The sequence below is a fragment of the Bacillus massilinigeriensis genome, from assembly GCF_900117315.1.
GTDB lineage: Bacteria > Bacillota > Bacilli > Bacillales > Cytobacillaceae > Bacillus_BE > Bacillus_BE massilionigeriensis.
Map to the genome: position 1 here is coordinate 3,701,964 of NZ_LT630337.1, position 25,853 is coordinate 3,727,816.

Consider the following 25,853-nt stretch of genomic DNA (forward strand, 5'->3'; position numbering starts at 1 on the left):
TATACCAAATTAAATATATGAAAAGCTCAGGATATTATGACATTTTAGAAAAATAATTATAAAGTACTATGACCTGGTAATTAAAGCTAGTCTAAAATATTATTCTATTCAATCATTAACCTGATGAATGTCTGGTCAAAAAGAAGGTGCCGTGCATCACAAAACTATATCTTCTTTATAAATGATATAGATTTACTTGTGGTGCAGGCACCTTTTGGGATAGCCCTTTTTATTTTATTCTGGTCGGTTGTTTATGATGAAAATTTAAGTTTAAGTCGACTTAATTATTTTGATAAATACTAATGTAATCCTTTATACCATCATAGGTGTAGTGGACTCTTACCACTGTACCCCAGGTATACTTGGACAAAGCCTTTTTCGGATAGAAATAGTAGGTTCCATAGGAACGAGCAATAAAATACCAGCTTTTTGGAGAGTATGAGTAAATCGTACTTTTTCCATTTTTAAATTCAATTTTCGTTACCCTTAAGTTTCTGTAACCTTTATTCTCCATATATAGCGTGCCATAATTACTGTAGTAATTATAGGTATACCTTACATAGAAGTTTGGCGCATCTTTAATTGTAAAAGAAAGATATTTTGTCTTTTTCCTTGATGATCCCTTTTGACGAACATCTAAGGCAATCTTGTAGTTTCCTCTAGCATACGGTGTCCAGTATAAAGTTTTACTACTAGAATAATCCTTAATCGTGTACCAGCTGTAGCCGTTATATACTCGGTAACGATATTCTAAATAGCTTCCCTTCGCTTTTCCTGAAATATAAAAAGTTCTTCCCGCCTTTTGTGGTGACTTCAGGCTTGATTTTAAAGATGTAATGGAGTAAGAAGAAGGCTTATAAATCGTAAAGCTGCTTGAATCCTTTGTTGCTGATTTTCCGGAAACCTTGCTGCGAACTGTTACTCTTACCTTGTACGTTCCAGCTGTTTTCGGCTTCCAATAAGCATAGCTTTTGGTTGAATAGTTTTGTAAGGTTGACCATTTTTTATTCTTATACACGCTAAACTTATATTCCAATCCCATTCCAGACGCTCTTGCAGTCCATTTAATCGTTGTGGATGTTGGTCTTGGTGACGTTTTATCTCTAACAAGGGAGGAAATCGTCACCTTTCCATCCTTAATCTCATAGCTTAAGGTTTTTGATACGATTGTATTTGGAAATTCAGTTTTTCTTGCTTCGACCTTAATTGTATATTTTCCGGCCTTGCTAGGCTTCCACTGATAAACCTTATTCGTACTAAAGCTTTGAACGACTGTGTTGTTAATTCTAAACTGATATTCAAGGTTTGCTGTATCAGAATTTGCTGTTAACTTGATTGTTTTTCCATTAACATATGGAGATTTGACACTTGGTGTAATGCTCTTAAGTGAAAAGTCCGGATGATACTCAACCTTTGGTGTTAATTGATAGCTCTGATTTTCAATCCCGACATTTTCATTATCTGACTGAACAGATAGGTAATATGTACCCTTTTCCAGTTCAATATTGTCTAATGCTTGTAAATAATAGTAGTAATCGCTGACTTCATCATAACCATAGTCAGAATCACTTTCTTTAATGAGCTCACCTAAGCTATTATAAATTTTTACATGATAAGAATAATAGAAGTACTCATTATCTAGCTCCTCATTACCAAGATAAGAGGATAGTGAAAATGTACCAGATAATGGCATGTTGATTTGATAATAATCAACATCCTGGTCATTAGTAAGCGTCCCAGATTGGGAGGTCGCAAGGTCCATTACTGTAGCGGTTTCTTTCGTCTCATTTGGTTCCAATTCGTTTGTGCTTGCCTTTGAAAAGCTTGTCTCCGCTTGGGCAGCAGGCACAACGGCGGATATAAGGAAACAGAAGATGACGCTAAACGTTAGAAGGTATTTCCTCATATAAATCATCCTTTCGTATTATGATAAAAATTTTCTCTCTGTTGTAGCGCTGCATGATTTATATAGGATAATATAGTTCACTTGGCATACGCGACATTTTAATACTTTTTTACTATACTAAAATGATTATAGTTTAAAAAATGGAAAATTCCTACCTAATCTATGAATCTTTTACTATTTCACCTTTACTTCAATTAAGTTAAAATAAGATTAATTAATTAATTAATTGATAGGAAGTGACTTCATGAAAAAGCTTTTCTTCAGTCTTGTTATCGCAGCTTTATTGATCTCTCCAACTCAAGCATTTTCAGTTGAAGCAGCTACAAATTTATCGAAGGATCCAAACTACAACACCATATACAAAGCGATGGTCAACTTAAAGCCTATCGTAAATGTAAAATATAATGACTACGTTTTTGATGTTTTCAATAAGGTCATCGAAGATCATCCCGAGATTTTTTATATTGATTACGATACAACCCTCTTATGGACAAACGGAAAACTTGAAATCGGCTATAACGGCTCCACCAAAATGATTAAATCCCAAGTTTCCAGTCTAAATAAAAAGGTCAATACGATATACAACGGTTCGAAATCGAAAAAGACAACAAAGGATAAAATAAAATACTTTCACGACTACATCATCAATCATGCGAAATATGATATTAAAAATTATGAAAATGGCACCATCCCTGAAAGTAGCTATAATGCCTACGGAGTCCTTGTAAAAGGAGTGGGCGTGTGCCAAGGCTACGCAGAGTCAATGAAGATTCTACTGGATAAGGCAAAAATACCAAATTATTTTGTTGTTGGTTTCGGCGCAAGTAATGGTTATTGGATTGATCATGCTTGGAACCTAGTTAAGCTTGGTAGAAAATATTACCATGTCGATTCCACATGGGATGACCCCATTACAACTAGTGGCAAACAGGTTAAGACGTACAATTACTTTTTGATTAATGATAGTAAGATGAGGAAGGATCATAAGTGGAATACGAAGAAGTATCCGAAGGCGATTTGATTAGTGAGTGAAGGGGAATTTTTGTGATGGGTTCTCTTTTAAGGTGTTAATAGGAAAAACAAGGTTATATTCGCATTTAAGTTAGCAGCAATAGAAATAGCAGGGTGTGATTCATTATTGAATCACACCCTGCTTTTTTGTTGTTAAAATGAAGAAACCCGCAACTTCTATTTTTTTAAATGACCAATACAACCTAGACCGTGTTCTTATTTTACCTAGCCCTACCCTTCTCTTTTAAATATTGAAGAGTTTCACGGTGAATGTGTTTGACTGCGTTTACGATGGTTTGATTTGGTTTTACTAGCGGGTAGCTCTTTCCTTTTATTTTTTTCGAAATGGCTCTTGTAAAGGATTGAGAGTTTACGACCTTCCATTTGCCGTTTATTTTTTCAAGTTGGAGGTCAATAATTCCTAAATGACTTCCCCAGCGGCCTGCTTGTACAGCTTGAACTCCATTAATTGTTCCCTTTCTTGTATCAACCCCATCGACGGTAAAGGTACGGTTTTCGTCGGGGAAAATATGGTGGGTATGGCCGTATAGAATGGCATCGATTCCTTCCACTTTACTCAATGGATAGATCGTGTTTTCGATGTTATTGTTCGCTGAAATCCCTGATTCAAGCCCACTATGAGCGAGGGCAATGATAATGTCAGCTCCCTTTTGCTTCATTATCGGGATAAAATTTTCTGCGGTTTTTGCGATGTTTTTCACCTTTATTTTGCCAATCAACTTGCCCTTATCCCAGTACATAATTAAAGGAGTCACTAATCCGAGTACGCCAATTTTGAGCTTGTGTTTTTTCCCATTTGAATCGATCATTGTTCTTTTCAAGATGATGTAGGGATTATAGTAATTGATGTCGTCGATGTCTAAGCTGTTGCGGTCATTAACGTAAATGTTGGCATTAACATAAGGGAAATTGGCCTCTTCTATCGCATCATTCAGGAACTCAAGTCCATAGTTGAATTCGTGATTTCCAAAGGTGGCGGCGTCATATTTTAAAAGGTTCATGGCCTGGTAAACGGGATGAACCTCTCCTGGAGCCAACCCTTTTTTTGTTGCGACATAATCAGCGAGCGCATTTCCTTGCAATAAATCTCCATTATCAAATAATAGCGTATTTGGCACCTCTCGCCTCGCTTGTTTAATTAAAGAAGCTGTTCTAACTAGTCCGTACTCCACTGTAGGTTCTCGTTTATCGTATAAATCATCCATCATATGAGCATGCAAATCGGTTGTTTCTAAAAGCCGAACCTGCATCGTAGGTGGAAGTGACTCTTCAACTGCTTCCCCATTCAAGGTAAATGGATGGGTACCCGTCATACAAATAAGTAATAATCCAAGCATGATCGAAATTCTCTTCATAGACATCGCCCTTCCAATTCTTTTAAAACTTTGCTCATATTGCAAAAAATTTAAAAAGCAACTGGACTAATTGTGTCAATATCATTTGTCTAAAGGAGGAAAGTTATCCAATGAATTTTTTGGGGATTTGAGTTTTACGTTATTTGTTTTAGTAAAAATGTGTATCGAAAAGGTTAGTTTTTTCGTCTATTAATTTGGTTAGTTTTAAAAAGTTTGTCGTTTTGATACGGATTTTTGTTCGTCTTAATAAGTTTGTCGTTTGATACCGTTTTTTGTTAGGGAATGACGATTTTTTGCTCGCCAGCTGGAATCTATTAATCTTCCATTTTCTTAAAGTGACAGTATGCCCACTAACCGTTAAAATAGTAGAGTAAAAGAATTCGAACCATAATAGTAAGGTCAAATTTGAAAAAGAAAGGTCCATAAATATGAAAGAACTTTTACAGTCTTTTTGGGAGAAGTTTAAGGCGTTTTGGAAAAGAACGCATTTGACCAAAATACTTTTATTAATATTTTTGACAATGATTTTAATTATGATCGTCTTTTTTGCGGTTATGGCAAAAACGGCGAATGTCCAGACATTGAAAAAGGGCTTGAGCCAAGCAACAGTCATTTACGACAAGGATGGGGATGTCGCTGGAAAGGTCTCAACGAACCGAACGGAAGGGATCTCGGTTAAAAATCTTCCTGATCATGTCAAGGATGCTGTCATTGCCGTAGAGGATCACCGTTTTTATGAGCATAATGGTTTTTCCATTAAAGGGATATCACGAGCGTTCTTCAATAACTTTTTTGCTGGGGAAATTACAGGTGGCGGAAGTACGTTGACGCAGCAGCTGACGAAAAATGCCTTGTTATCTCCGGAACAGACTTATAAACGAAAAATTGAGGAATTATTTTTAGCCGTAGAAATTGAAAAAAATTATTCTAAAGATGAAATTCTTGAGATGTACTTGAATCAGGTTTATTTTGGCAGTGGTGCTTGGGGAATCGATCAGGCATCCAAGAAATATTTTAACAAAAATATTAAAGACGTTTCGATTAGTGAGGCAGCTCTTCTCGCCGGATTGCTGCAGGCACCTTCTGCTTATGATCCGTACCAAAATTATGACCGAGCGATGGAACGAAGAGATGTCGTTCTTGGACAGATGAAAAAATTCGGTAAGATTTCAGATGAAGAGTACAAAAAGGCTGTTAAGGAAAAAATCGAACTTGAAGATGGTGGCGGAAGCTATATTAAAAGAGAATATCCATATTACACGGATGCGGTGCTTGATGAGGCCATTAACAAATATGGCTTAACACAGGATGAAATTTTAACAAGAGGCTACCGGATTTACACGGAAATGGACCAAAACCTTCAGTCATCACTTGAGAAGGTGTACAAGAACGATTACCTATTTCCAAATAGTGTCGATTCGGAATTAGTCCAAAGCGGATCCGTACTTCTTGATCCTGAATCTGGAGGAGTTCGCGCGTTGGTCGGCGGACGCGGTGATCAGGTATTCCGTGGCTTTAACCGGGCCACTCATATAAAAGCACAGCCTGGATCGACGATGAAGCCGCTCGCCGTCTACACTCCAGCACTCGAGGAAGGCTATACCTTTACATCCATGCTGAAGGATGAAGAAATGAGTTTTGGAAAGTACAAACCGGAAAATTCTAGTAAAAGCCACTCCGAATCCGGTGAGGTTCCAATGTATAAAGCCGTTGAAGAGTCACTGAATGTGCCTGCGGTTTGGCTTTTAGATGAAATCGGCTTAAATAAAGGAATCGCTTCCTTAAAGAAATTCGGTATTCCTTTAGAAAAAGAAGATCATTATTTAGGAATAGCTCTTGGTGGAATGCATAAAGGGATCTCCCCATTTCAATTGGCAGAAGCCTACTCTGCCTTTGCCAATGATGGAAAAAGAAATGACGGGCATCTGATTCAAAAAATCGTCGGACCAACCGGTAATATCATTGCCGAACGGAAGGAAAAAACGACGAAGGTTACAAGTAAAAAAGTAGCTAGAGACATGACCTCCATGCTTTTAGATGTGGTGGAAAATGGAACAGGGAAGGCAACGAATATTCCTGACGTTCAAATAGCCGGAAAAACTGGTTCTACCCAGTTGCCATATAACGATATCAACGGTACAAAGGATCAGTGGTTTGTAGGATACACGTCTAATCTAGTTGGGGCAGTCTGGCTTGGTTATGATAAAACAGACAGACAGCATTACTTATCAACAAGTAGCTCTCAGACTGTTGTCCCAATTTTTCGCGCGATTATGGAGCAATCGTTGAAGTATGTGGAACCACAACCATTTGATGTCCAATCCGCAAGCAAACGCCTGAATGAAAAGGAAGAAGGCAAACAAGAACGCGAAGAAGGAATCAATGAGAAAAAAGAACAAGTAAAGAAAACAGCCAAAGAAATCGGTGGCTATATTAAAGAAGAAAGCCCAAAATGGAAGAAGAAAATCGACGAAGGCATTGACGCTACGATTATTCTGGCCAAGAGAGTGAAGGATAAGTTTAATGAGGTGTTTGGGGAGTAGAAATATTGAAGTGGATGTAGTATTGTAGGTATTTTTATAAAAGAAGGATCTGACTGGGGCTATTTTTTTAGCTTGGTCAGATCCTTCTTTTGATTACACCAGAATGGGCATTGGGGCAGGCTGCTGAATTCAGGGGGTCGTTATTTTTGTTATGTTTATTGGATCCTGACCCCCTTTTGAGATTAGATTCCTTTTGGTATCCGGGAAGCCTTCACTTTTTCTTTGGTGGGAGGTGCCTAACAATCTTTTTGGTGTCTGGAACTTTCCGGTTTTAGGGATCCCGTTAAACATAACATTTTTGGTGCCCTGTTATTCTATTTTGGCCTATCCTTGATTTGACGGCTTTTGATGTACCAGGTAAACCTCTAAATATAACATTTTTGGTTTCAGTTATTCTCTTTTTAAAACTATCTTTGATTTAACGGGTTTTGTGAGAACATGTTGGGCGATAAATATAACATTTTTGGTGCCTTATAATCTTTCTTACAGTGTCACTGACTTATCTTTTCTGGTGTTTTCAGGTTTACCTCTATATATAACATTTTTGGTTTCAGTTATTCTCTTTTTAAAACTGCCTTTGATTTAACGGTTTTTGTGAGAACATGTAGGTCGCTAAATATAACATTTTTGGTGCCTGCTATCCTTTTTTTGGCCTATCCTTGATTTGACGGTATTTGCTGTATCAGGTAAACCTCTAAATATAACATGTTTGGTGCAATGTTTCCTTTTAGACTGTTTTTGTTTTACCACCTTTAAATAGTAGGTAAAGATAAATCAAAATCGAAATAATCACCGAAAAGGCTGAGGTTATATAAATGCTGCTATAGCCGAGTATGTGTCCGATAAAGCCAAAGGCCATAGCGCCGATTCCAATTCCCAAATCGAAAAAGGAGAAAAAGGTTGCATTCGCCATTCCTCGACGATGTGGCGGAGATCCCTCCACAGACCATGCTTGTAAGGATGGTTGGACCGTACCAAAGCCCAAGCCATAAATAATTGCTGCCGTATAAAGGATGGCGGAATTTGGGAGCCATGCTAATAAGCTCATCGCTATCACGATTAAGACTGCACCAGGAACAAAGGTGGCGATATGTCCCTTCCGATCATACAATTGTCCAGCAAATGCCCGGGTGGCCATTAAGGCAAGAGCATATAAAAGGAAGTATAACTGAATTCCGGAAACTCCCTTTTGTGCGCTATATAATGGCAAAAAAGTTGCGATTCCACCGAAAGTTATCGTGATGAAAAACATAAGAAAGGATGGTGAAATTGCACTTTTTTCATATAAATTATTTGCTGACAACTTTGCTTCATTTTTTTTGTGATGCTTTGGCTCTACTTTTTTATAACGAATCCTCGAAGATAAGATAAAGGAAACTAGACCTAAAGCAGCACAGATTAAGAATAGGTAAAAGAATGAGACTGTTCCAGCTAAGGTTAGACCTAAAGATGGTCCGAATGCGAGGGCAAGATTCCCAGAAAGACCGTAGTAACCCATACCTTCGCCTCGTTTATTAGGAGGAATAAGGTCAGTCGCTATCGTACCAGATGCCGTTGTTGAAAAACCCCAGCCAACTCCTTGAACAATCCTCATAATAAATAGAAACATGATACTTCCTGCAAAGGAATAAGTGGAAATAGAAATAACAAAAATAAATAGTCCGGTTAAATAAACTAATTTCCTTCCCTTCGTCTCAAGGGCCTGTCCAGCAAAAGGACGAATGAATAATGCAGAAAAAGTAAAAATCCCCACCACAAAACCAATCAGCTGATCATTTCCACCCAAATGCTCAACGAATAACGGAATAGTTGGTAAGGTCATTTGAAATCCTAGAAAAATAAAAAAGTTAGATAAACAAATTAGGATAAAATCGCGTGTCCAAATTTTATCTGAGCTCTCAAATTGTGAAGCTTTCTTCACTAGGGTTTCACTCATAGAAGCACTCCTTTCACGCTTGTTAAGCTAATTAATATTTTACCTAATTAATGAGTTAAATGTACACGTTTTTGCTTTTTAAAATAATCGTTTTTTATACAGTTTGCAAATTCTTCAAATTTTATTAGGGGTGATAGCTGATTGAATCCTGAGCAATATTTTTTTGTTACCTAGGCAAGAATTGTCTTTAAGCCTCTTTGTGACTGACATTTCTTCTATTTTCAAACTACGTTTTGACATTCTGCCTCCCTATGAAGGACGCTTTGCTTGTATTCCTACTTCTTTTTGTCCTTCATTCACCTCTTGAAAGACTCTTTTCCTCACTCCCAACCTCATTTTGTCCTTCATCCTTCTTATGAAAGACACTTTTCTTGTAATCCTACTTCTTTTTGTCCTTCATCCTCCTTATGAAAGACACTTCCACCATTCCACAATCACTTTTTGTCCTTCATCCAACTCTTGAAAGACACTTCTCCTCTCCCCCAACAACAAAATATCTTCATTCCATACAAAAACACAAAAAAATAACAGGGATCCCTCCCTGCTATCTTTTAATAAATATCCAATTTTCCCTTTATCTCATCAAACTCAATAAACCCTACTGATTCTGCGGGCCCTTTAAATTCAATAATTTATCCCGTAATTCATTCTCCATTGAGATTAATTCATGCTCTGCTTGGCGACGTTTTGAACGTCCTTCTTCTTGTATCCGCAACGTTTCTTCTAGAGTGGAAATTAAGTTCTCTTGGGTTTTTTTCAACGTTTCAATGTCAACGAGGCCGCGTTCATTTTCTTTTGCCGTCTCGATTGTGTTTGTTTTAAGCATTTCAGCATTTTTCAAAAGTAATTCATTCGTTGTTTTTGAAACCTGTTTTTGCGCCTCGACTGCGTGGCGTTGGCGGATTAGCGTTAAAGCAATTGCGACTTGGTTTTTCCAAAGTGGAATCGCAGTCATTATTGAAGATTGAATTTTTTCCACGAGCGCTTGGTTTGTATTTTGAATCAGGCGAATTTGCGGTGCGCTCTGGATAGTGATTTGTCGGCTTAGCTTTAGGTCGTGTAGACGTTTATCAAGGCGATCTGCAAATTGCATCATGTCGTTGACCTCTTGAAAGGCCATTTGATCCTGGGATGCTTCGGCTTTTCTTTTTAGCTCTGGAATGACCTTGTCATGTAGCTCATCAAGCTTTAATTCACCAGCTGCGATAAAAACATTCAATGCATGAAAATATTCCTTATTATTATCATACAGCTTGTCAAGAAGCTGGATATCGCTCATTAGGCCATTTTTGCTACGGTCCAGCTTAACGGTAATGCGATCAATTTGAGCACCTGTTTTTTGATATTTGGATAAAACCTCTTGGATTGAGCTTGAAATTTTACCGAACATCCTGGAAAATAGGCCTTTCTTCTCTTGGGTTAATTCGTCCGGATTGACATCCTTCAGCTTTCTCATTAGGTCGCTAATGATTTCTCCAATTTCCCCGATATCCTTTTGCTGAACGTGCTCTAGCATCGAATGGGAGAAGGTTAAAAGCTTTGCCTGCGCCTGTGTACCATACGAGATTACAGCCTGATGGTTCGTTGGATCAATCTGCTTCGATAATTGCATGGCCTTTTGCTTATTTTCTTCTGGTAATATATCAATCAATCTTGGGGGTCTATCCTGAACCGTTTGGGCTGACGGGGTTACGAGCAGTTCGTCTTCACCAAACGGATTTGCTAATAAATCATCAAATGAATGACTTTCTTTTAAAAGGGGTTCCTTCTCTTGACTCATTTTATCCTCCTGCTTTCGTCTTCAATGTCGTTCAATGTTTTAATCGACTTTTTTGCTACATCTAATTCAAAATTCAGCTCATCAATATCATTCGATAAAATGTAGTACAAATCCTTTTCTAAGGATCCAGTTAGATCTTCTATCGTTAATCGTGTGTCACGTAATGAATTTTCTAATTCAAAATTTTTCTTTGGCTGTGATGCCAAAAATGCATATTTTTCGGAGAGCTCCACTAGCGAATCTAAATGGGTAAAGTAGAATTTTTCCGCTTTGTAAAAACGCTTTGGCTCTTTTTTTGTAATGCTATAAATTCTCCTTGATACCCGGACAATATCAATATTTTGTTTTAATGAAGCGATGCTGCGGACAGAAAATAATGCTTTATTTAAACGATTGATTTTCTTCTTTGCTTCCTCAAGATTCTTTTCGATATACATGTATTCTTTTCTAGATAGACCGTGTCTTTTTAAGAATCGACGCTTTGATATTCCTTTAATGGAATAATACATAATGGCCCCACCTAAAATGGCAAACACAGTTGAAAGAAAAAACGTTTGCTCGAATGCAAAAAAACTGACAAGCCATACCACGATAGTCGTTGGAATAGCGAAAAACGTCCGAACGAGAAATGATAAAAACGGGTTCATAACAATCGACTCCTGCCTTCTTTCGATATTATACATACGATATTATTAATAAAAAGTTTCAAGTGAACTGTCTGTCTTAATAATGTTTTTTTCAACGGTTCATTGTTTTAAACCCCTTTGATAGGTTCATTCGACCAATATTAACCAAATTTTCTCTAATATTATTTTAAACAATTTATCCTACACTTACAATAATTCAAATCCTCCTAAAGCGAAATAGACCTCGTGTGTAATTCCATCTAGGTCTCAAGACGTAGATAGGGTGACAGGCACCTTCCATTAAATGGAAGGTGCCTGTCACCCTATCTAAAAAGCTGATGAGATTAACTTCTCATCAGCTTTCCATTTCATATTATTCTTCTGATTCTGATTGCTCATTATTTGCTTCTTCATCATCCTCTGAGCTCACAGGATTTGGATTGTTGTAGTTGTATTTTGATGGATCTACTTTTGTAAATCCTGCTGGTGTGTAGAAACGCAATAAGTCTTGGTTGACTACTTTATCAGAAAGCTCTAATTTCGTTTGAGCCATTTCTTCAGCCTGCTTAATGCTTTCATTTTCCTCGACTAGCTCACCAGTTTGATTATCATAATATTTATTACCGATAGCAGTTATTTCGTTTGTAACAAAGTCTCCATCACGGAATGGAACAACCTGACGATGGTCTTTTGACAACAAGTCAGATCCAAATTGAATATAATCCTTCGTATTAACTCCTAATAGGTGTAGCACAGTTGGAAGGAGGTCAATTTGACCGCCGTATTGGTGCATAACCTTTCCATCAATACCAGGTACATGAATGAATAATGGAACACGTTGTAGCTGTGTGCTTTCAAATTCATTAATTTCCTTGCCAATGACTTGAGACATTGCTTTGTTATGGTTATCGGAAATACCGTAATGATCTCCATACATAACAACCATTGTGTTGTCATATAGTCCTGCTTCTTTTAAATAGCTAAAGAATTCTTCAATTGCCTCATCAAGATAACGAGCAGTTTGGAAATAGTTATCCACTGACTTATCGCCCGTTGTATTACGTTCAATCGTTGCCTCTTCCTGATCAAGCGGGAATGGGAAATGATTTGTTAACGTAATAAATTTTGTATAGAACGGTTGTTTTAAAGATTTTAAATATGGCATGGATTCCTTAAAGAATGGCTTATCCTTTAATCCATATCCTTCCACATTTTCAGAACTCATATTGTAATAGCTTGAATCAAAGAACTTATCATATGCAAAGGATTTATAGATTTCATCGCGGTTCCAGAAAGTTTTTGTATTTCCATGAAACACGGCTGAAGTATAACCCTTTTGGCCTAAAATAGCTGGTGCAGCTTGGAACGTATTATGACCTTTTGTTGAATAAGCTGAACCTTGTGACAATCCAAATAAAGAGTTTTCTAACATGAACTCAGCATCTGAAGTTTTTCCTTGTCCAGTTTGGTGGAAAAAGTTATCAAAATAAAGAGTATCAGAATCATGTGTTAAAGAATTCAAGAATGGCGTTACTTCTTTTCCATTCAACTTATAGTCAATGATAAAGCTTTGAAGAGACTCTAAATGTAGGTATACCACATTCATCCCTTTGGCCTTACCAAAGTATTCTTTGTTTGGCTTAGCATACATCGCTCTTGTAAAGTTTTGCACATCTACAATTTCAGAGCTATCTGCCAACGCACGCTGCGCAGACGCCTTTGAGCTTTGGTAAGCATCATAGATGGTGTAATTATACATACCTAAATATTTCACAATATAGTTACGGTCAAATGTTCTTGTTAATAATTGCGGGCGATCAATCTCTGCTAATCCTAAGTTAGCAAATAAAATACCAAGGGCCACTAAAAAGACCGTAGCAGTTTTGAAACGGCTTTGCTTTTCATTATCTACTTGAACCTTTTTCGCAAAAACAAGTACAAGTAGTAGGGCAATATCAACGAAATATAAAATATCGTATGGTCTTAATAGAGCAAACACACTTTGTCCTAAGTCTCCAACGTTTTTCGTTTGGGTAAGGGTTGGTAATGTAATAAAATCAGCGAAAAATCGATAATAGACAATGTTTGCATATAGTAAAAATGACATTAAAGAGTCAATAATAATAATCCATTTAATTGATTTCTTCCCTTTAGCTAAAAGAGCTATTCCAAGGAAAAATAAAGAGGAACTTATCGGATTGATAAACAATAGGAACCTCTGCATTGTATTATCTATACCTAAAGTAAACTCTGCCTGATAAGCAACATAAGTTTTAATCCAAAGGAGTACAGCTGCTAAAAGGAAAAAACCAAGAGGCTTGCGAATAACAAATTGTTTATTTGCAAATAAATTACGCATCTGATCCACCTTCCTTAGTACCTACAATCTAATAAAATATCATTCATTTTTAGCATCGATTTTCTAGCTTAATTACGTTTTTCTTCTGTCACGACTTTTCATTATAACAAAGGAGTATATGAAATACAAGAGACTTTATAAAGTTTGGTTTTCACCATCCTCTAAAACATATCCACTATCATAACTGAATTGATCAAATCTGTCACGCAATAATATAAAAATCCCAAAAAATAGTAACATAATCACGGTTCCATAAGGCTGAATTGATTGCTTATGTGGAATGAGTTTACTTATCCATAATTATTCGATCTCATAAGCAGCAACTCAGCTACTATCTTAAACGAATCTACCATTTTTGAGTACCTCTTTCCTCCATATATTATTCTAGTATATCTAGAGAAAAAAAGATAATCCCAGCCCATGTCAAAATTGTGAACAGGTGCCTGTCACCATCCATTTTCTGGATGGTGACAGGCACCTAAAAAAAGAGCTAGTACCTCTTATATGGTATTAGCTCTCTTCTCATTTATTCATATCAAATTTCGACAAATGGGTGACAGGCACCTTCCATTTCTTGGAAGGTTCCTGTCACCGGAACACGCGGTCACCGGAACACGGCGTTGACGACTCGTTCGGTGGCGTGGCCGTCTTCTAGTGAGCAGAAGGTGTCGTGGAATTTCTTGTATTTTTCGCTGTATTCCTTTTGTACTTGTTCGATGTTCTTGACTGAATGGATGATGTCCTCGGTTGTTTTGAGCATTGGGCCAGGGGCTTCGTTTTCTAGGTCAAAGTAGAAGCCTCTTAGCTCGTCCCGATAAAATTCTAAGTCATAGGTGAAGAATAGAATCGGTCTCTTTGAGTTGGCAAAGTCAAACATTACGGATGAATAGTCAGTCATTAGGATATCTGAAATTAAGTAAAGCTCCTGAATGTCTGGGTATTTAGACACATCCATCACAAAATCCTTAAAGTCGGCAGGAATGGTGATTTTATTTTTAATCACAACATGCATCCTCAGCAACAACACATATTCATCGCCGAGCTCCTGCTTCATTTTTTCCAAATCCATTTGAATATCAAATGCGAATTTATTCGCCCCACCTATTGTTTGATTATCTCTAAACGTCGGAGCATACAAAATTACTTTTTTATCAGCAGGAATCTTTAATTTTTTCCGTGTCAGGTCCGCCACACGATCCTTTTCCTTCTTATAGAACAAATCGTTCCGCGGATAGCCCACTTCTAGGATTTTTCCTTCATAACGAAACGCGCTTTTAAAAGCCTTCGTCGCATATGGACTTGGCGAAACTAAGTAATCCCATGTTTTCGTTGCACCATAGACGCGTTCGACATAATCCTCTGTCCGTCCCTGAACACTTTCCATATCAAATAACATTTTCTTAAGAGGCGTTCCATGCCAAGTTTGTAAATAGGTTGTTTCAGGTCTCTTCATAATATAGGTTGGGAAGTTTTGATTGTTGACCCAGAACTTGGATTTCGCTAAATAATAATAATATTTAACGCTTAAGCGTTTGACAACAATCGTATTCTTATCTTTAGTTCTCAGGCTTTTATTGTAAACCCAAACCTTTTTATACGGCAGCTTGCGTTTGACAATTTCCTCATAAATGTAACGGGGACTGTCTGAATACTGTTTCCCAATTCCACTTTCAAATAAAATCAGCTTTTCATCCACTGGTAAAACTCTTTTTGCAATGTTATAAGCCACTCTCATTGTAGGATAATAAAATCTGCTTTTTCTAAATCTCTTATAAAATTTAACCATCCATTCATTTTGCAGCAATAATTTAATAGGTGATTTTCTAATATGAGGGATTTTTAAGGCTGCTTCATAAATTCTCTTGCTTGCATTTTGATCATGATATTTTACGAATTTCGAAGCCCGCTTTTTAAACTCAGGCTTCATCTCAAAATCATTTTGCGCATAGCTTTCGACTAAACTGATAATATCCTCGACTTGATAGACAATTTCCCCTGGTAAATCGAGATCTAATTCGAGATGGGAAGGTTTTTTTCCAATAAAACGATCTCTGTCGAATTGATAATACACAACAGGCTTGTGTAAAAAACTAAAGTCAAAGGCCACACTTGAATAATCGGTAATCATCATGGCGCTTTCCTTCATCAAATATTGAACGTCAATCTCGCCTTGGTTAACAATTCGAACGGGCGCATCCTTAAAAAATGGCGTAAACATCTGCATGTTTGGGTGCAAGCAGAAGACAATTTCAAAATTGTGCTTCTTCGATAGCTCATGTAAGCTTGGATGATTAACTAATTCGCGATAACGATCAAAGTACTCACTATTTAAAAACTTTTCATCATTGACAATCCATTCGCGCCAGGTTGGGATGATCAGTAATTGTCTTTTCGTTTCAACATCCCCTGCAAAAAGACTGTCAAAACGGGATAATCCCGTAACCTTTACCTGTCTAGGATCATAACCAAAATCCCTGAGGATAATCTCCTTCTCATAATCTGAGCTCACGATGAATAAATCGGTATCAAAGCTGGGCGAATTGACTCCATAAAAATGGACGGTATTTTTTGTTCCCATAACCCCGTGCTGTAAAAAGATCTTCTTCGCCTTGACCTTGTTCTTAATCGCACTAACCCGCATCGGATAAAGATAGTCTGAATGATGAGAGCCAAAAATTCTTGTCGCCATCAATGTATATTTAATATGCTGCTTCGTCCCAAAATAGAGAATATTCCCTAATGGTTCGACATTTCTCAGCTCTGGTGAATCCTTTTCAATGATATAGTAGACATTTCTATTGGGATGATGAGTTCTCATATATTTAAAAAAATGAAAACCCGTATCCTGCGCCTTATATGGCCTTTCACCAACTAACCAAATTTGACGACGCTTATAAAACGGGCGCATAAGCCATGCCCATTTCAGCATCTTTTTTAAATAAAGGAAGTTTTCCTTGTTAAAGCAATCGACCTGTAAGGATAAATTAAAATGCTTAATGGTGTAATAAGGCGTTGCTGTGAATATGCGATCTTCCGACTCGATTTGAGCAGGCTTTGAATAATTTTTCGCCTGTTTTTTTGGCTTTCCTATTCGAACGATGACTCTTTCGGGTTGGTTGTTTAATTTTAGATCAAAGTTTAAATCATAGATGTCTTCTCTCAACGGCTTCCCGTCTGCAATCGTTTTTAGGTTGAGAACGCAGTCGTATTGATAATAGCTATACCCATATTTTTTTACCGACTTTTGCCGACAAAATTCGATGCCTGCTGGTACTCGGTATTTTAGCCCTGACTCGCGGCCAACAAGGAGAACCTGTGCATCTTCAATTTTCGAGCTTTTTGAAACAATCTCACCTGACACATAAAAATGGTCTTCTATCGAATGGATTTCATGAATTTTTGCCGTTGGCTTTATGTTGATTGGCATGTCTACAACAAATGAGATGAAGCCTTTTCTATTCACATAAACAAATCCATATCTTTCTTGGAAAATAAATGGTTCATATGCTTCAAAATGTGTGGTTTCGAACTTTCCGACCCGAATAATATATTCGATATCGACGCCACCATCTTCACGGGGAATTTCTCTAGCGGTAGAATTGCTTTTTAATTTTTCATATTTCTTGGGACTAATTCCTTCTTGAGAAACCCGTACCAATATGTAAAAGCCATATCTTTTTGGAGATAGTTCATTTAAGAACTTATGTAAATCGACATCAAAATGGAAATGAGAAGAAGGCTGAATTTCTGAAAGCTTGATCATTGGATCCGTTAGACTTGCGGCCATTAATAATTGTTTTGCTTTGTGGGCAGGATTGAGCTCTCCAGTAATGGACAGAGTTTGGTTATTATTCTTTATTGTTATGTTCTTTTTATATTTATTGACATTCGTATTTGTCGGTCTAAATAGCTGAATGGCTTTCCTAACTATTTTTCGAATCATGTTGTTTTCCCACCTTTCTTGTTATTTTTCCTTTAGTCAGCCTAAAATCAAAATTGAAATAGAGGGGGTCTTAAATTGTGAACCTAACAAATCCGTTCTTTGTGAACTTGTATCCTTTATTATTCGCTTTTTTGACTCATCCATTCAGAAGCTTCATGGACAATAAAAAGAAATCGATGATGATTTCACCCCTGCTTCCACAAGTCTAAGGTTAATTGTTCGACTCCCTCCAATGGTTCTCACTTCCATTTTTCAAAAAGAGTCAACATAAATAATTGTAATATAAATAAAAATCATGTCAAACGAAGGGGGTTTTTGACGCAGAATAGGTGACAGGCACCTTCCATTTAATGGAAGGTGCCTGTCACCTATTTAAACACCTTATCTACAACGCGGTCGGTTGCGTGGCCGTCTTCTAGCTTGCAGAACTTACTATAGAAGTGATTGTATTTATCATTGTAATCCTTTTGTACTTGTTCAATATTTTGAACGGTACGGATAATTTCGTCGGTTGTTTTAAGCATTGGACCCGGGGCTTCATTTTCAAGGTCAAAGTAGAAGCCTCTTAGCTCATCACGATAAAATTCTAAATCATATGTAAAGAATAGGATCGGTTTCTTGGAATTCGCAAAGTCAAACATAACAGATGAATAATCCGTAATAAGAATATCAGAGATCAAATAAAGCTCCTGAATATCTGGATAAGTCGATACATCCATGACAAAATCCTTATACTCCTGCGGAATAGTGATTTTATTTTTAATTACAACGTGCATCCTTAAGAGCAGTACGTACTCATCACCTAATGCCTTCTTCATCTGCTCGAGGTCCATCTGAATATCGAATGAAAACTTATTCGCTCCACCCTTTGTTTGATTATCTCTAAAGGTCGGCGCATATAGAATGACCTTTTTCGTCGGAGGAATCTTTAACGCCTTCCTCGTTTTATAGGCTACCCGAATATTATCCTTTCGGTAGAACAAGTCATTCCTTGGATAACCCATTTCCAAAATGCTTCCTTCATAATGGAAGGCACTTTTAAAGGCTTCGGTTGCATATGGGCTTGGTGACACTAAATAATCCCATGTCTTCGTTGCTCCATACACGCGCTCCACATAGTCATCAGACCTTCCCTGCACACTTTCCATATCAAACAACATTTTCTTAAGAGGCGTACCATGCCACGTTTGAAGGTATGTTGTTTGTGGTCTCTTCTTAATATAGGTCGGGAAGTTCTGATTGTTGACCCAATACCTTGCCTTTGCCAAATAATAATAATATTTAAAGCTTAAGCGCTGGACTTTAATCGTATTCGGGTCTTGGAATTTCATCGCCTTATCGTAAACCCAAACCTTTTTATATGGAAGCTTTCTTCGCACAATTTCTTCATATATATAACGCGGACTATCTGAATACTGTTTTCCAACACCACTTTCAAAAACAATCAGCTTGTCATCGACCGGTAAAATCCTTCTCGCCACATTGTAAAAGGCCTTCATCGTTGGGAAGTAGTATTTGCTTTTTCTAAACCGGCCGAACACCTTTTGCAAGAATTCTGAATTTCTCACCATTGACTTGATTGATTGCTTTTTAAAGGCCGGCATTTGTAAAATTGCTTGATATATTCTTTTACATGAATTTAAATCACGATACTTGATGAACTTCGAAGCACGCTTTTGGTATTCCGGCTTCATTCGGAAATTATCCGCTGCGTAGCTTTCTACAAATTCTAAAATATCTTCGACTTGATCGACAATTTCACCAGGCAAGTCATTGTCTAAATCAAGATGAGATGGGTATTTTCCAATAAATCTACTTCGGTCAAATTGATAATAGATAATCGGTTTGGTTAAGAAGCTCATATCGAAACCTACACTCGAATAATCCGTGATCATCATGGCGCTTTCTTTTAACAAATATTGAACATCGATGTCCCCTTGATTCACAATCTTGACAGGTGCATCACTGAAAAAGGAGGTGAATCTTTGCATATTTGGATGCAGGCAGAGCACGATTTCAAAATGATATTTGTTCGCATACTCGTGCATTAACGGGTGAAAAACTAATTCACGATAGCGAGCAAAATATTCACTTTCCTTAAATTGTTCATCGTTAACAATCCAATCACGCCAGGTCGGAATGATTAAGATCTGTCTTTTGATTTTGACATCATTTTTTAAAAGGCTATCAAACCTCGATAATCCGGTGACAGACACCATGGATGGCTCGTAGCCGAAATCCTGGACGATATATCTTTTTTCATAATCAGAGCTGACAATAAATAGGTCTGTTTCAAAGCTTTTTGACATGACTCCATAGTTGTAAACCATGTTTTTCGTTCCCATGACCCCATGCTGTAAAAAGACCTTTTTCGCTTTGACGGCCTTCTTAAATTTTTCCGTTCTAATCGGGTAGAGGTAGTCAGGGTGATGTGAGCCTATGACTCTAGTAGCCATAAGGGTGTGCCAAATATGCTCCTTTGAGCCTTGAAACAAAATGTTGCCTAGGTCTTTGATATTCTCTAATTCTGGTGAATCCTTATCAATGACATAGTAGACATTCCGTTCTGGATGCTCGGTTCTCATATATTTAAAAAAATGGTAACCTGTGTCTTGGGCTTTATAGGAGCGTTCTCCTACTAACCAAATGTCGCGTTTTTTATTTAGTGGTCGCAATAACCATGCCCATTTCATCATTTTGGTTAAATAGGTGTAGGTCTCCCTTTCATACTTTTCAACCTGAAAGGATAGGTTAAAGTACTTGATTGTAAAATAAGGAGATACGGTGAAAACGGAATCTCCGTCCACTAAATGAGCCACTTTGGAATATTTTTTTACGAAAAATCGCGGTGCCCCAAGCCTTACCGTCATATTTTCTTCTTGGTTAATGAGCTGATATTCCAAGTAAAAATCGTAAATATCCTCTTTTAACGGCTTTCCATCGCCAACTGTTTTTAAATCCAGGTCCTTTTCAAAGTTGTAGTAGCAATAGCCGGAGGAGCTCTTTGATTTTTCAGGATGAGCTTCTAGTTTTGCAGGAACTCTATATTTTTCGCCGGTTTCACGTCCGGTTAATAAAATTTGCGCTTCTACAATTTTTGAACTAGTTGAAACGATTTTTCCACTTACATAGAAGTGACCGTCTGTTGATTTGATTTTATCAATGGTTGCCTTCGGTTTTACGTTCACTGGCAAATCTATGACTAAAGAGATGAAACCTTTGCTGTTTATATACACATAGCCTGATTTATGTTGAAAATTGAATTTTTCATAGGCATCGAAATTGGTTTTATCAAATTTCCCTAGTCGAACTAAGTATTCGAGGGCGAAGCCTCCATCCGCAAGGGCAACCTCTTTTGCTGTGGCATTCTTTTTTAATGCTTCATATCGATTGGGAGAAACTTGTTCCTGTGAAACCTGCACCAATAGGTAAAAACCGTATCTGGTCGGTGTGTACTCCTCTTCATACCTTTGTAGGTCAACATCAAACTTGAAATGAGTAGAAGGCTGAATGTCAGCTAGTTTAATCATCGTGTCATCAGGGCTCGGTGCCATATACAATTCCTTCGCACGATAAACTCCGTCTAGCTGTCCGATAATCGAAAGCATATGGTTATCCTTCTTAATTGTTAATTGCTTCTTAAACTTCGTTTCCTTTTGTGTTGGCCTAAAAAAGTTCATTGCTTTTCTCACAATTTTTCGCAACATATACTATACTTCCACCTTATGGTTATTTTCCTTTTTAGATTAAATCAACAAATTGAGTTGGCCCATTTTCCAAACATTACAACAATTCAACACCTTCTATGTATACAAAACTACTAATTTTCTGTATCTAACATAGCTATTTTAATATTTTCTTGGATAATGTCAATCAAAATATAAAAGGGTATAAAAGGGTGACAGGCACCTTCCATTTGTTGGAAGGTGCCTGTCACCCTAATAGAAAAGGCCGGATCCGACGGTTTATCCTACCAACCTATTGAACCAGCCTCTTTATTTGAATGAAGGTTCGTTATTTTGTCGGTATTTTGTCAGTGATAGGCACCTGGAAGTATTTGGATGGTGCCTGTCACCTGGAATTTTCCTGGAAGGTGCCTGTCACCCTACTCACTTAAGTCGAACTTGAAGATTCCGAAGCCGTTGCTGTCTGTTTTGTTGGTGTAGGTGATTTTGCCGTCTTTGGTTAAGTATTCTGCACCCTTTGGTGAGGATGTGAAGGTTACGTTAACATTTCCTTTGATTGGAGCGATGGACCAGTTGTTGTCTGCTGTTGGATTGATTTCTTTTAGTTCAGAGATGTAATCCATTAAGATTTGACGGTTTTCGTCAGCTGAGTCAACCACGTATTCACTACCTTTTACACCTGGGAAGCTTCCCCCACCATTTGCTCGGTAATTATTCGTTACGACAATAAAGTCTTGATTTGGATCGACTGGTTTTCCTTCAAATTGAAGATTGATGATTCGACTTGCGTCTGAAACTTTATTACCATTTGAGTCATACTTAGCAGGTTTTGTGACATCCACTTGGTACGTAACTCCATCAATAACATCGAAGTTATATACCGGGAAGTTAGGATTTAGTAGCTCTTGTTCGGTTGTTTTGTTTGGATCGATTTGATTGAATTTACCTGCCGTCATTTCTAGCCATTCTTTTACAACAGATCCTTTTACCTTAATAGCCTTTAACGTGTTGTCATAAAGGTATAGGTCCCCGGCGCTGCGGATGGTTAGATCACCTTGCTTGATTTCTGTAAACTCTTCTACCCCGTTGCGGCCTGCTTTAAATGGAGCACCAACGGATAAAATCGGCAAATCCTTTAATTCAGGTTTATTCGTTTTAATGTATTTTTCAACATACCATTTTTGTGCATTGGTCACGATTTGAATGGATGGATCATCTTGAACTAATGCAAAATAGCTATGGATTGGTGCTGTTGTTTTACCGATAGGAGTGTTGACGTATTTGATAGTTGCTTCATGGTTCACTTTTACAGCATCTAAGACGGACTTATCTGCTGCAACCTTCGTGCCTGTCACTTTATCAACAATAGCGCGAGTACTAGATTGGGAATTATAAACCTTCCATTTTCCATTCACCTTTTGAATATCAAGGTCAATGATTCCTAGATTTGAACCACCATAGCCAGCCTGAACTGCAGGAACACCATTGATTGTTCCTTTAGCATTATCAACGCCTGGGAAAACCTTGCCGCTTGCGTCTTTAAATAGCGCATCTAATGATTTTTCATCTGCCGCTGGGAAGACCTTATGGGTATGTGAAAAAGTAATTGCATCAATTCCAGATACCTTGCTTAATGAGTAGATGACATCTTCTTTATTTTTCACATCTCCATTGAAACCAGAGTGTGTAAGGGCGATGACGATATCTGCACCTTTTTTCTTCATTTCAGGAATGTATTTTTTCGCCGAAGCAATGATATCCTTGGCAATGACTTTTCCTTCTAGGTTTGATTTATCCCAGTCCATAATTTGTGGTGGAACAAAGCCGATAAAACCAATTTTCACAGTCGTTTGTTTTCCATTTATGTCGTAAACCTTCTTTTCCATAATTTTATATGGTGTGAATTGATTTTTGTCATTGTTAGGATTTTTGTCCTTGTCTTTTTTATAAACGTTCGCATTTACATACGGAAAGTTCGCGTCGTTGATTGCTTCATTTAAGTAGCTCAAGCCATAGTTGAATTCGTGGTTCCCAAACGTTGCCATATCATAGCCTAGTTTGTTCATCGCTTTATAGACTGGGTGAACCTCACCTTTTTTCAATGGGCTAATAATCGCTTCGTAAGTTCCAAGTGGAGTTCCTTGAATTAAATCTCCATTATCAACGAGAACGTTATTTTTCACTTCTTTTTCCGCTTGTTTAATAAGGGTTGCTGTTTTTGCAAGGCCCACTGTGTCTGATGGTGCGTCTTTGTAATAATCATAGTTTACAAGGTTGGTATGTACGTCGGTGGTTTCCATGATTCGAAGTTTAAAAGGCGAAGTTGAAGCTGGAGTTGCGAGATTCGTGCCTAATTTCCCATTGTATTTGTCTACCACCAAAACCTGGACCCAGTAATTCTTATTTGATGAGGTGAAATGCGCGGTAAAAGTTTCTGGGCTTGTAATATTGGTCTCTACTGCTGTTTGTGAAACCAGAGTCTTTCCGTCCATTAATTGAAATACCACGGTTTCTTTACCGGAATGACCTTTTTTCGGTGTGACAGTTACAGTTGCCTTCGTGCCTTTTGAAAAATCAACAATTGGTGTAGAAATGGAGAATGGCTGTGTCTTAGAGGTTGTTTTTGCTTGTGCTGTTGGCGCATTCAGAGTTGGAAAAACAAATTGGGCAGTTACTAATCCAGCTGCCACTGAAGTAGCAACGATCTTTTTCATTCTACGTTTATACGACATCGATTTGTCCCCTTTCAAATTAACTTAAAGCTTTTTAAGTATAACACCAAACATTTCCAGTTGAAATCTATTTTATGTAAATTTTTATAAAAATTTGTAAAAATTGTTTTACGTTGTAAAGCTCTCTATGTCGCTTTATTACTGAAAAGTTGAGTTGCGTTAGTTGACTTACTTTTCTAAATATTTTAATTGTTTAATTTTATCTGGTGATTGGATTTTTAATTAATTTTGCTATTTTGATATAAGAAAGGGTGACAGGCACCTTCCATTAAATGGAAGGTGCCTGTCACCCTACGGAAGTTCCATCAGGACATCTACACCGAGCACACCCACGATTTCTTTTCCACGGTAGATTGGGCAGGAGATGGTGGTACATAGTTTCTTCGTTAATGCAGAAATATAGGGCTCTGAGACAAAGGTTTGTCCATTTTTCGCTTGGATAAACCATGGTCTTGCCTTGGCGTTAACTAATCCCGCTGGTGGATTGGAATAAATAAAGGTACCATCGAGTCGATTGGTCCAAACAGCCTCGAGCTCGGAATGTTCATTCAAAAACTGATTTAATTTTGTTTCATGAAGAGTTGGGTCTAAGACATCTATTGAGGAAATAGCTAGGAAGTTTATTAGTTTCTTTTGCACAGCCTCTATCATTTGATAATCGATTGGTTTTTTACCTGATAGCAGATTATTATTATTAATTATTTTTTGCAGTTCGGTTGAGGTATTTGTGAGGGAGCGACTTGTTGATAAAATTTGACCGATACTCTCATGCTGTTCATTCATATCTAACGTGACCTTATAGGCTAAATCCTTATTATCTAGTGACATTTCGGATATTTCCTCTAAGAGATTCACAATTTCCACCACTCCAACTGTTTGTGCGTTAACTGCTTGTGTAGAGTCCGACACCATTTCATTAATATTGCTGAGATTCTCTTTAAAGGATTCCATATGTCGAAGTACGAATCTCAGTTCATTAGACCCCTTCAGCACCTGTTCAGTTTCTTTTCGAACCATAATCGTAGAAGCGGAAATTTCGTTCTGGATTAGATTTATATTGACACTCGTTTCTCCTACAGCCTGAGAGGTTTGATTTGCCAAAACGCCCACCTCATTGGCCACAACAGAAAACCCTTTTCCATGATCTCCAGCTCTCGCCGCCTCAATCGCAGCATTCAAAGCAAGTATTTTTGTCTTTTGCGAAATCGAACCGATGATATGGAGAATTTCATTAATTTTATTAGAATGATTCACGAGCTGTTCCATCTGTTTTAAAAGAAGATTGTGCCCCTCTGATAGTACGTTCATGCTATTTTCTAAGGCGTGGAGAGAGTCCATCGAAATCATCAACTCTTTAAAGGAGGATTCGCTATTGGCATGAATCTCTTCAGAAAAACTAGAGATTTCCTGCGCAGAAGATTCTATCACCCTCATTTTTTCGGAAACCTTTAATGTATTCTCAACAGTCTTTTCAATATGGCCAATCAAATCAAGCGTACTTTCCTTACTTGAAGTAGAAGTATGGTCCAGTGATTCAGCAGCAAGCTTCATTTGCTCAACAATTCCATCCAACTGATCGACCGCCACTTGAACCTGTCCATCAATTTGGTTCAGCTCTTTCTCATTTGTTTCTACGGGTATCGAAGCCGGTATCAAAGCCCTTTTTCTTTTGTTACCTTTTAATAAAAACATAGAGTACCTCCTATTCTGCGTTAGGTTTTATTACATCATATCACAAAAATTCGAAAAAATTTTATTTTTTAGTTAATTTTTTATGTAAAATAACATATAATGTTAAGTAAGGTTACATCAATTGATGGTGGATCTAAAAAAGGGAAGGTGTCGGCCCATTTCTCTGTCACCCTAATAAACGAAATGTCCAAATTTCAAAACCCCCTTTTTTCACCCCATCAAAAAAAAGGAGAGCAAATCACCCCCAGGATTTGCTCTTTTTT

The 25,853-nt window shown here is 37.5% G+C and carries 12 protein-coding genes and 1 pseudogene; 2 read left to right on the forward strand and 11 right to left on the reverse strand.

Annotated elements, in window-relative coordinates; translation table 11 throughout:
• Positions 1 to 280 precede the first annotated feature (280 nt).
• Positions 281 to 1,906, reverse strand: coding sequence for a triple tyrosine motif-containing protein (locus tag BQ6100_RS18410; RefSeq protein WP_075982994.1), 1,626 nt, complete (start codon positions 1,904 to 1,906; stop codon positions 281 to 283).
• Between the two features lie 244 nt (positions 1,907 to 2,150).
• Here BQ6100_RS18410 and BQ6100_RS18415 point away from each other — a divergent pair, with 244 nt between their 5' ends.
• Positions 2,151 to 2,927: a transglutaminase domain-containing protein gene (locus BQ6100_RS18415; protein WP_075982995.1), complete on the forward strand. Its 777-nt coding sequence runs from the start codon at positions 2,151 to 2,153 to the stop codon at positions 2,925 to 2,927.
• Positions 2,928 to 3,138: 211 nt separating this feature from the next.
• Here the strand turns inward: BQ6100_RS18415 and BQ6100_RS18420 are convergent, their stop codons facing one another.
• Positions 3,139 to 4,293: a metallophosphoesterase gene (locus BQ6100_RS18420; protein WP_235816548.1), complete on the reverse strand. Its 1,155-nt coding sequence runs from the start codon at positions 4,291 to 4,293 to the stop codon at positions 3,139 to 3,141.
• 428 nt (positions 4,294 to 4,721) lie between these two features.
• On the opposite strand from BQ6100_RS18420, the gene BQ6100_RS18425 reads away from it, so the two are divergent.
• Positions 4,722 to 6,836, forward strand: a complete 2,115-nt coding sequence (locus BQ6100_RS18425) for a transglycosylase domain-containing protein (protein WP_075982997.1) — start codon at positions 4,722 to 4,724, stop codon at positions 6,834 to 6,836.
• A gap of 727 nt (positions 6,837 to 7,563) precedes the next feature.
• On the opposite strand, the gene BQ6100_RS18430 is transcribed toward BQ6100_RS18425, so the two are convergent.
• From BQ6100_RS18430 to BQ6100_RS22075, 9 genes and pseudogenes are all read right to left on the reverse strand, one after another.
• Positions 7,564 to 8,772, reverse strand: a complete 1,209-nt coding sequence (locus BQ6100_RS18430; protein ID WP_075982998.1) for an MFS transporter — start codon at positions 8,770 to 8,772, stop codon at positions 7,564 to 7,566.
• 598 nt (positions 8,773 to 9,370) lie between these two features.
• Positions 9,371 to 10,552: a toxic anion resistance protein gene (locus tag BQ6100_RS18435; protein ID WP_075982999.1), complete on the reverse strand. Its 1,182-nt coding sequence runs from the start codon at positions 10,550 to 10,552 to the stop codon at positions 9,371 to 9,373.
• The gene (locus BQ6100_RS18440; protein WP_075983000.1) at positions 10,549 to 11,199 is read right to left on the reverse strand and encodes a 5-bromo-4-chloroindolyl phosphate hydrolysis family protein; all 651 of its coding nucleotides are present in this window, start codon (positions 11,197 to 11,199) and stop codon (positions 10,549 to 10,551) included. The genes BQ6100_RS18435 and BQ6100_RS18440 overlap by 4 nt, the downstream gene beginning before the upstream one ends.
• A 352-nt stretch (positions 11,200 to 11,551) precedes the next feature.
• Entirely contained in the window at positions 11,552 to 13,537 is a 1,986-nt protein-coding gene (locus BQ6100_RS18445) for an LTA synthase family protein (protein ID WP_075983001.1), read from the reverse strand.
• Between the two features lie 604 nt (positions 13,538 to 14,141).
• Entirely contained in the window at positions 14,142 to 17,480 is a 3,339-nt protein-coding gene (locus BQ6100_RS18450) for a CDP-glycerol glycerophosphotransferase family protein (RefSeq protein ID WP_075983002.1), read from the reverse strand.
• A gap of 368 nt (positions 17,481 to 17,848) precedes the next feature.
• Positions 17,849 to 21,187, reverse strand: coding sequence for a CDP-glycerol glycerophosphotransferase family protein (locus tag BQ6100_RS18455; protein WP_075983003.1), 3,339 nt, complete (start codon positions 21,185 to 21,187; stop codon positions 17,849 to 17,851).
• Between the two features lie 398 nt (positions 21,188 to 21,585).
• Positions 21,586 to 23,898 (reverse strand): bifunctional 2',3'-cyclic-nucleotide 2'-phosphodiesterase/3'-nucleotidase, encoded by a 2,313-nt coding sequence (locus BQ6100_RS18460; RefSeq protein WP_235816549.1) that lies wholly within the window; start codon positions 23,896 to 23,898, stop codon positions 21,586 to 21,588.
• A 291-nt stretch (positions 23,899 to 24,189) separates the two neighbouring features.
• Entirely contained in the window at positions 24,190 to 24,810 is a 621-nt protein-coding gene (locus BQ6100_RS22070) for a PDC sensor domain-containing protein (protein ID WP_390622446.1), read from the reverse strand.
• Positions 24,784 to 25,590: pseudogene (locus tag BQ6100_RS22075) on the reverse strand (methyl-accepting chemotaxis protein); the annotation flags it as partial. The pseudogene BQ6100_RS22075 and the gene BQ6100_RS22070, both read right to left, overlap by 27 nt.
• Between the last annotated feature and the right edge of the window lie 263 nt (positions 25,591 to 25,853).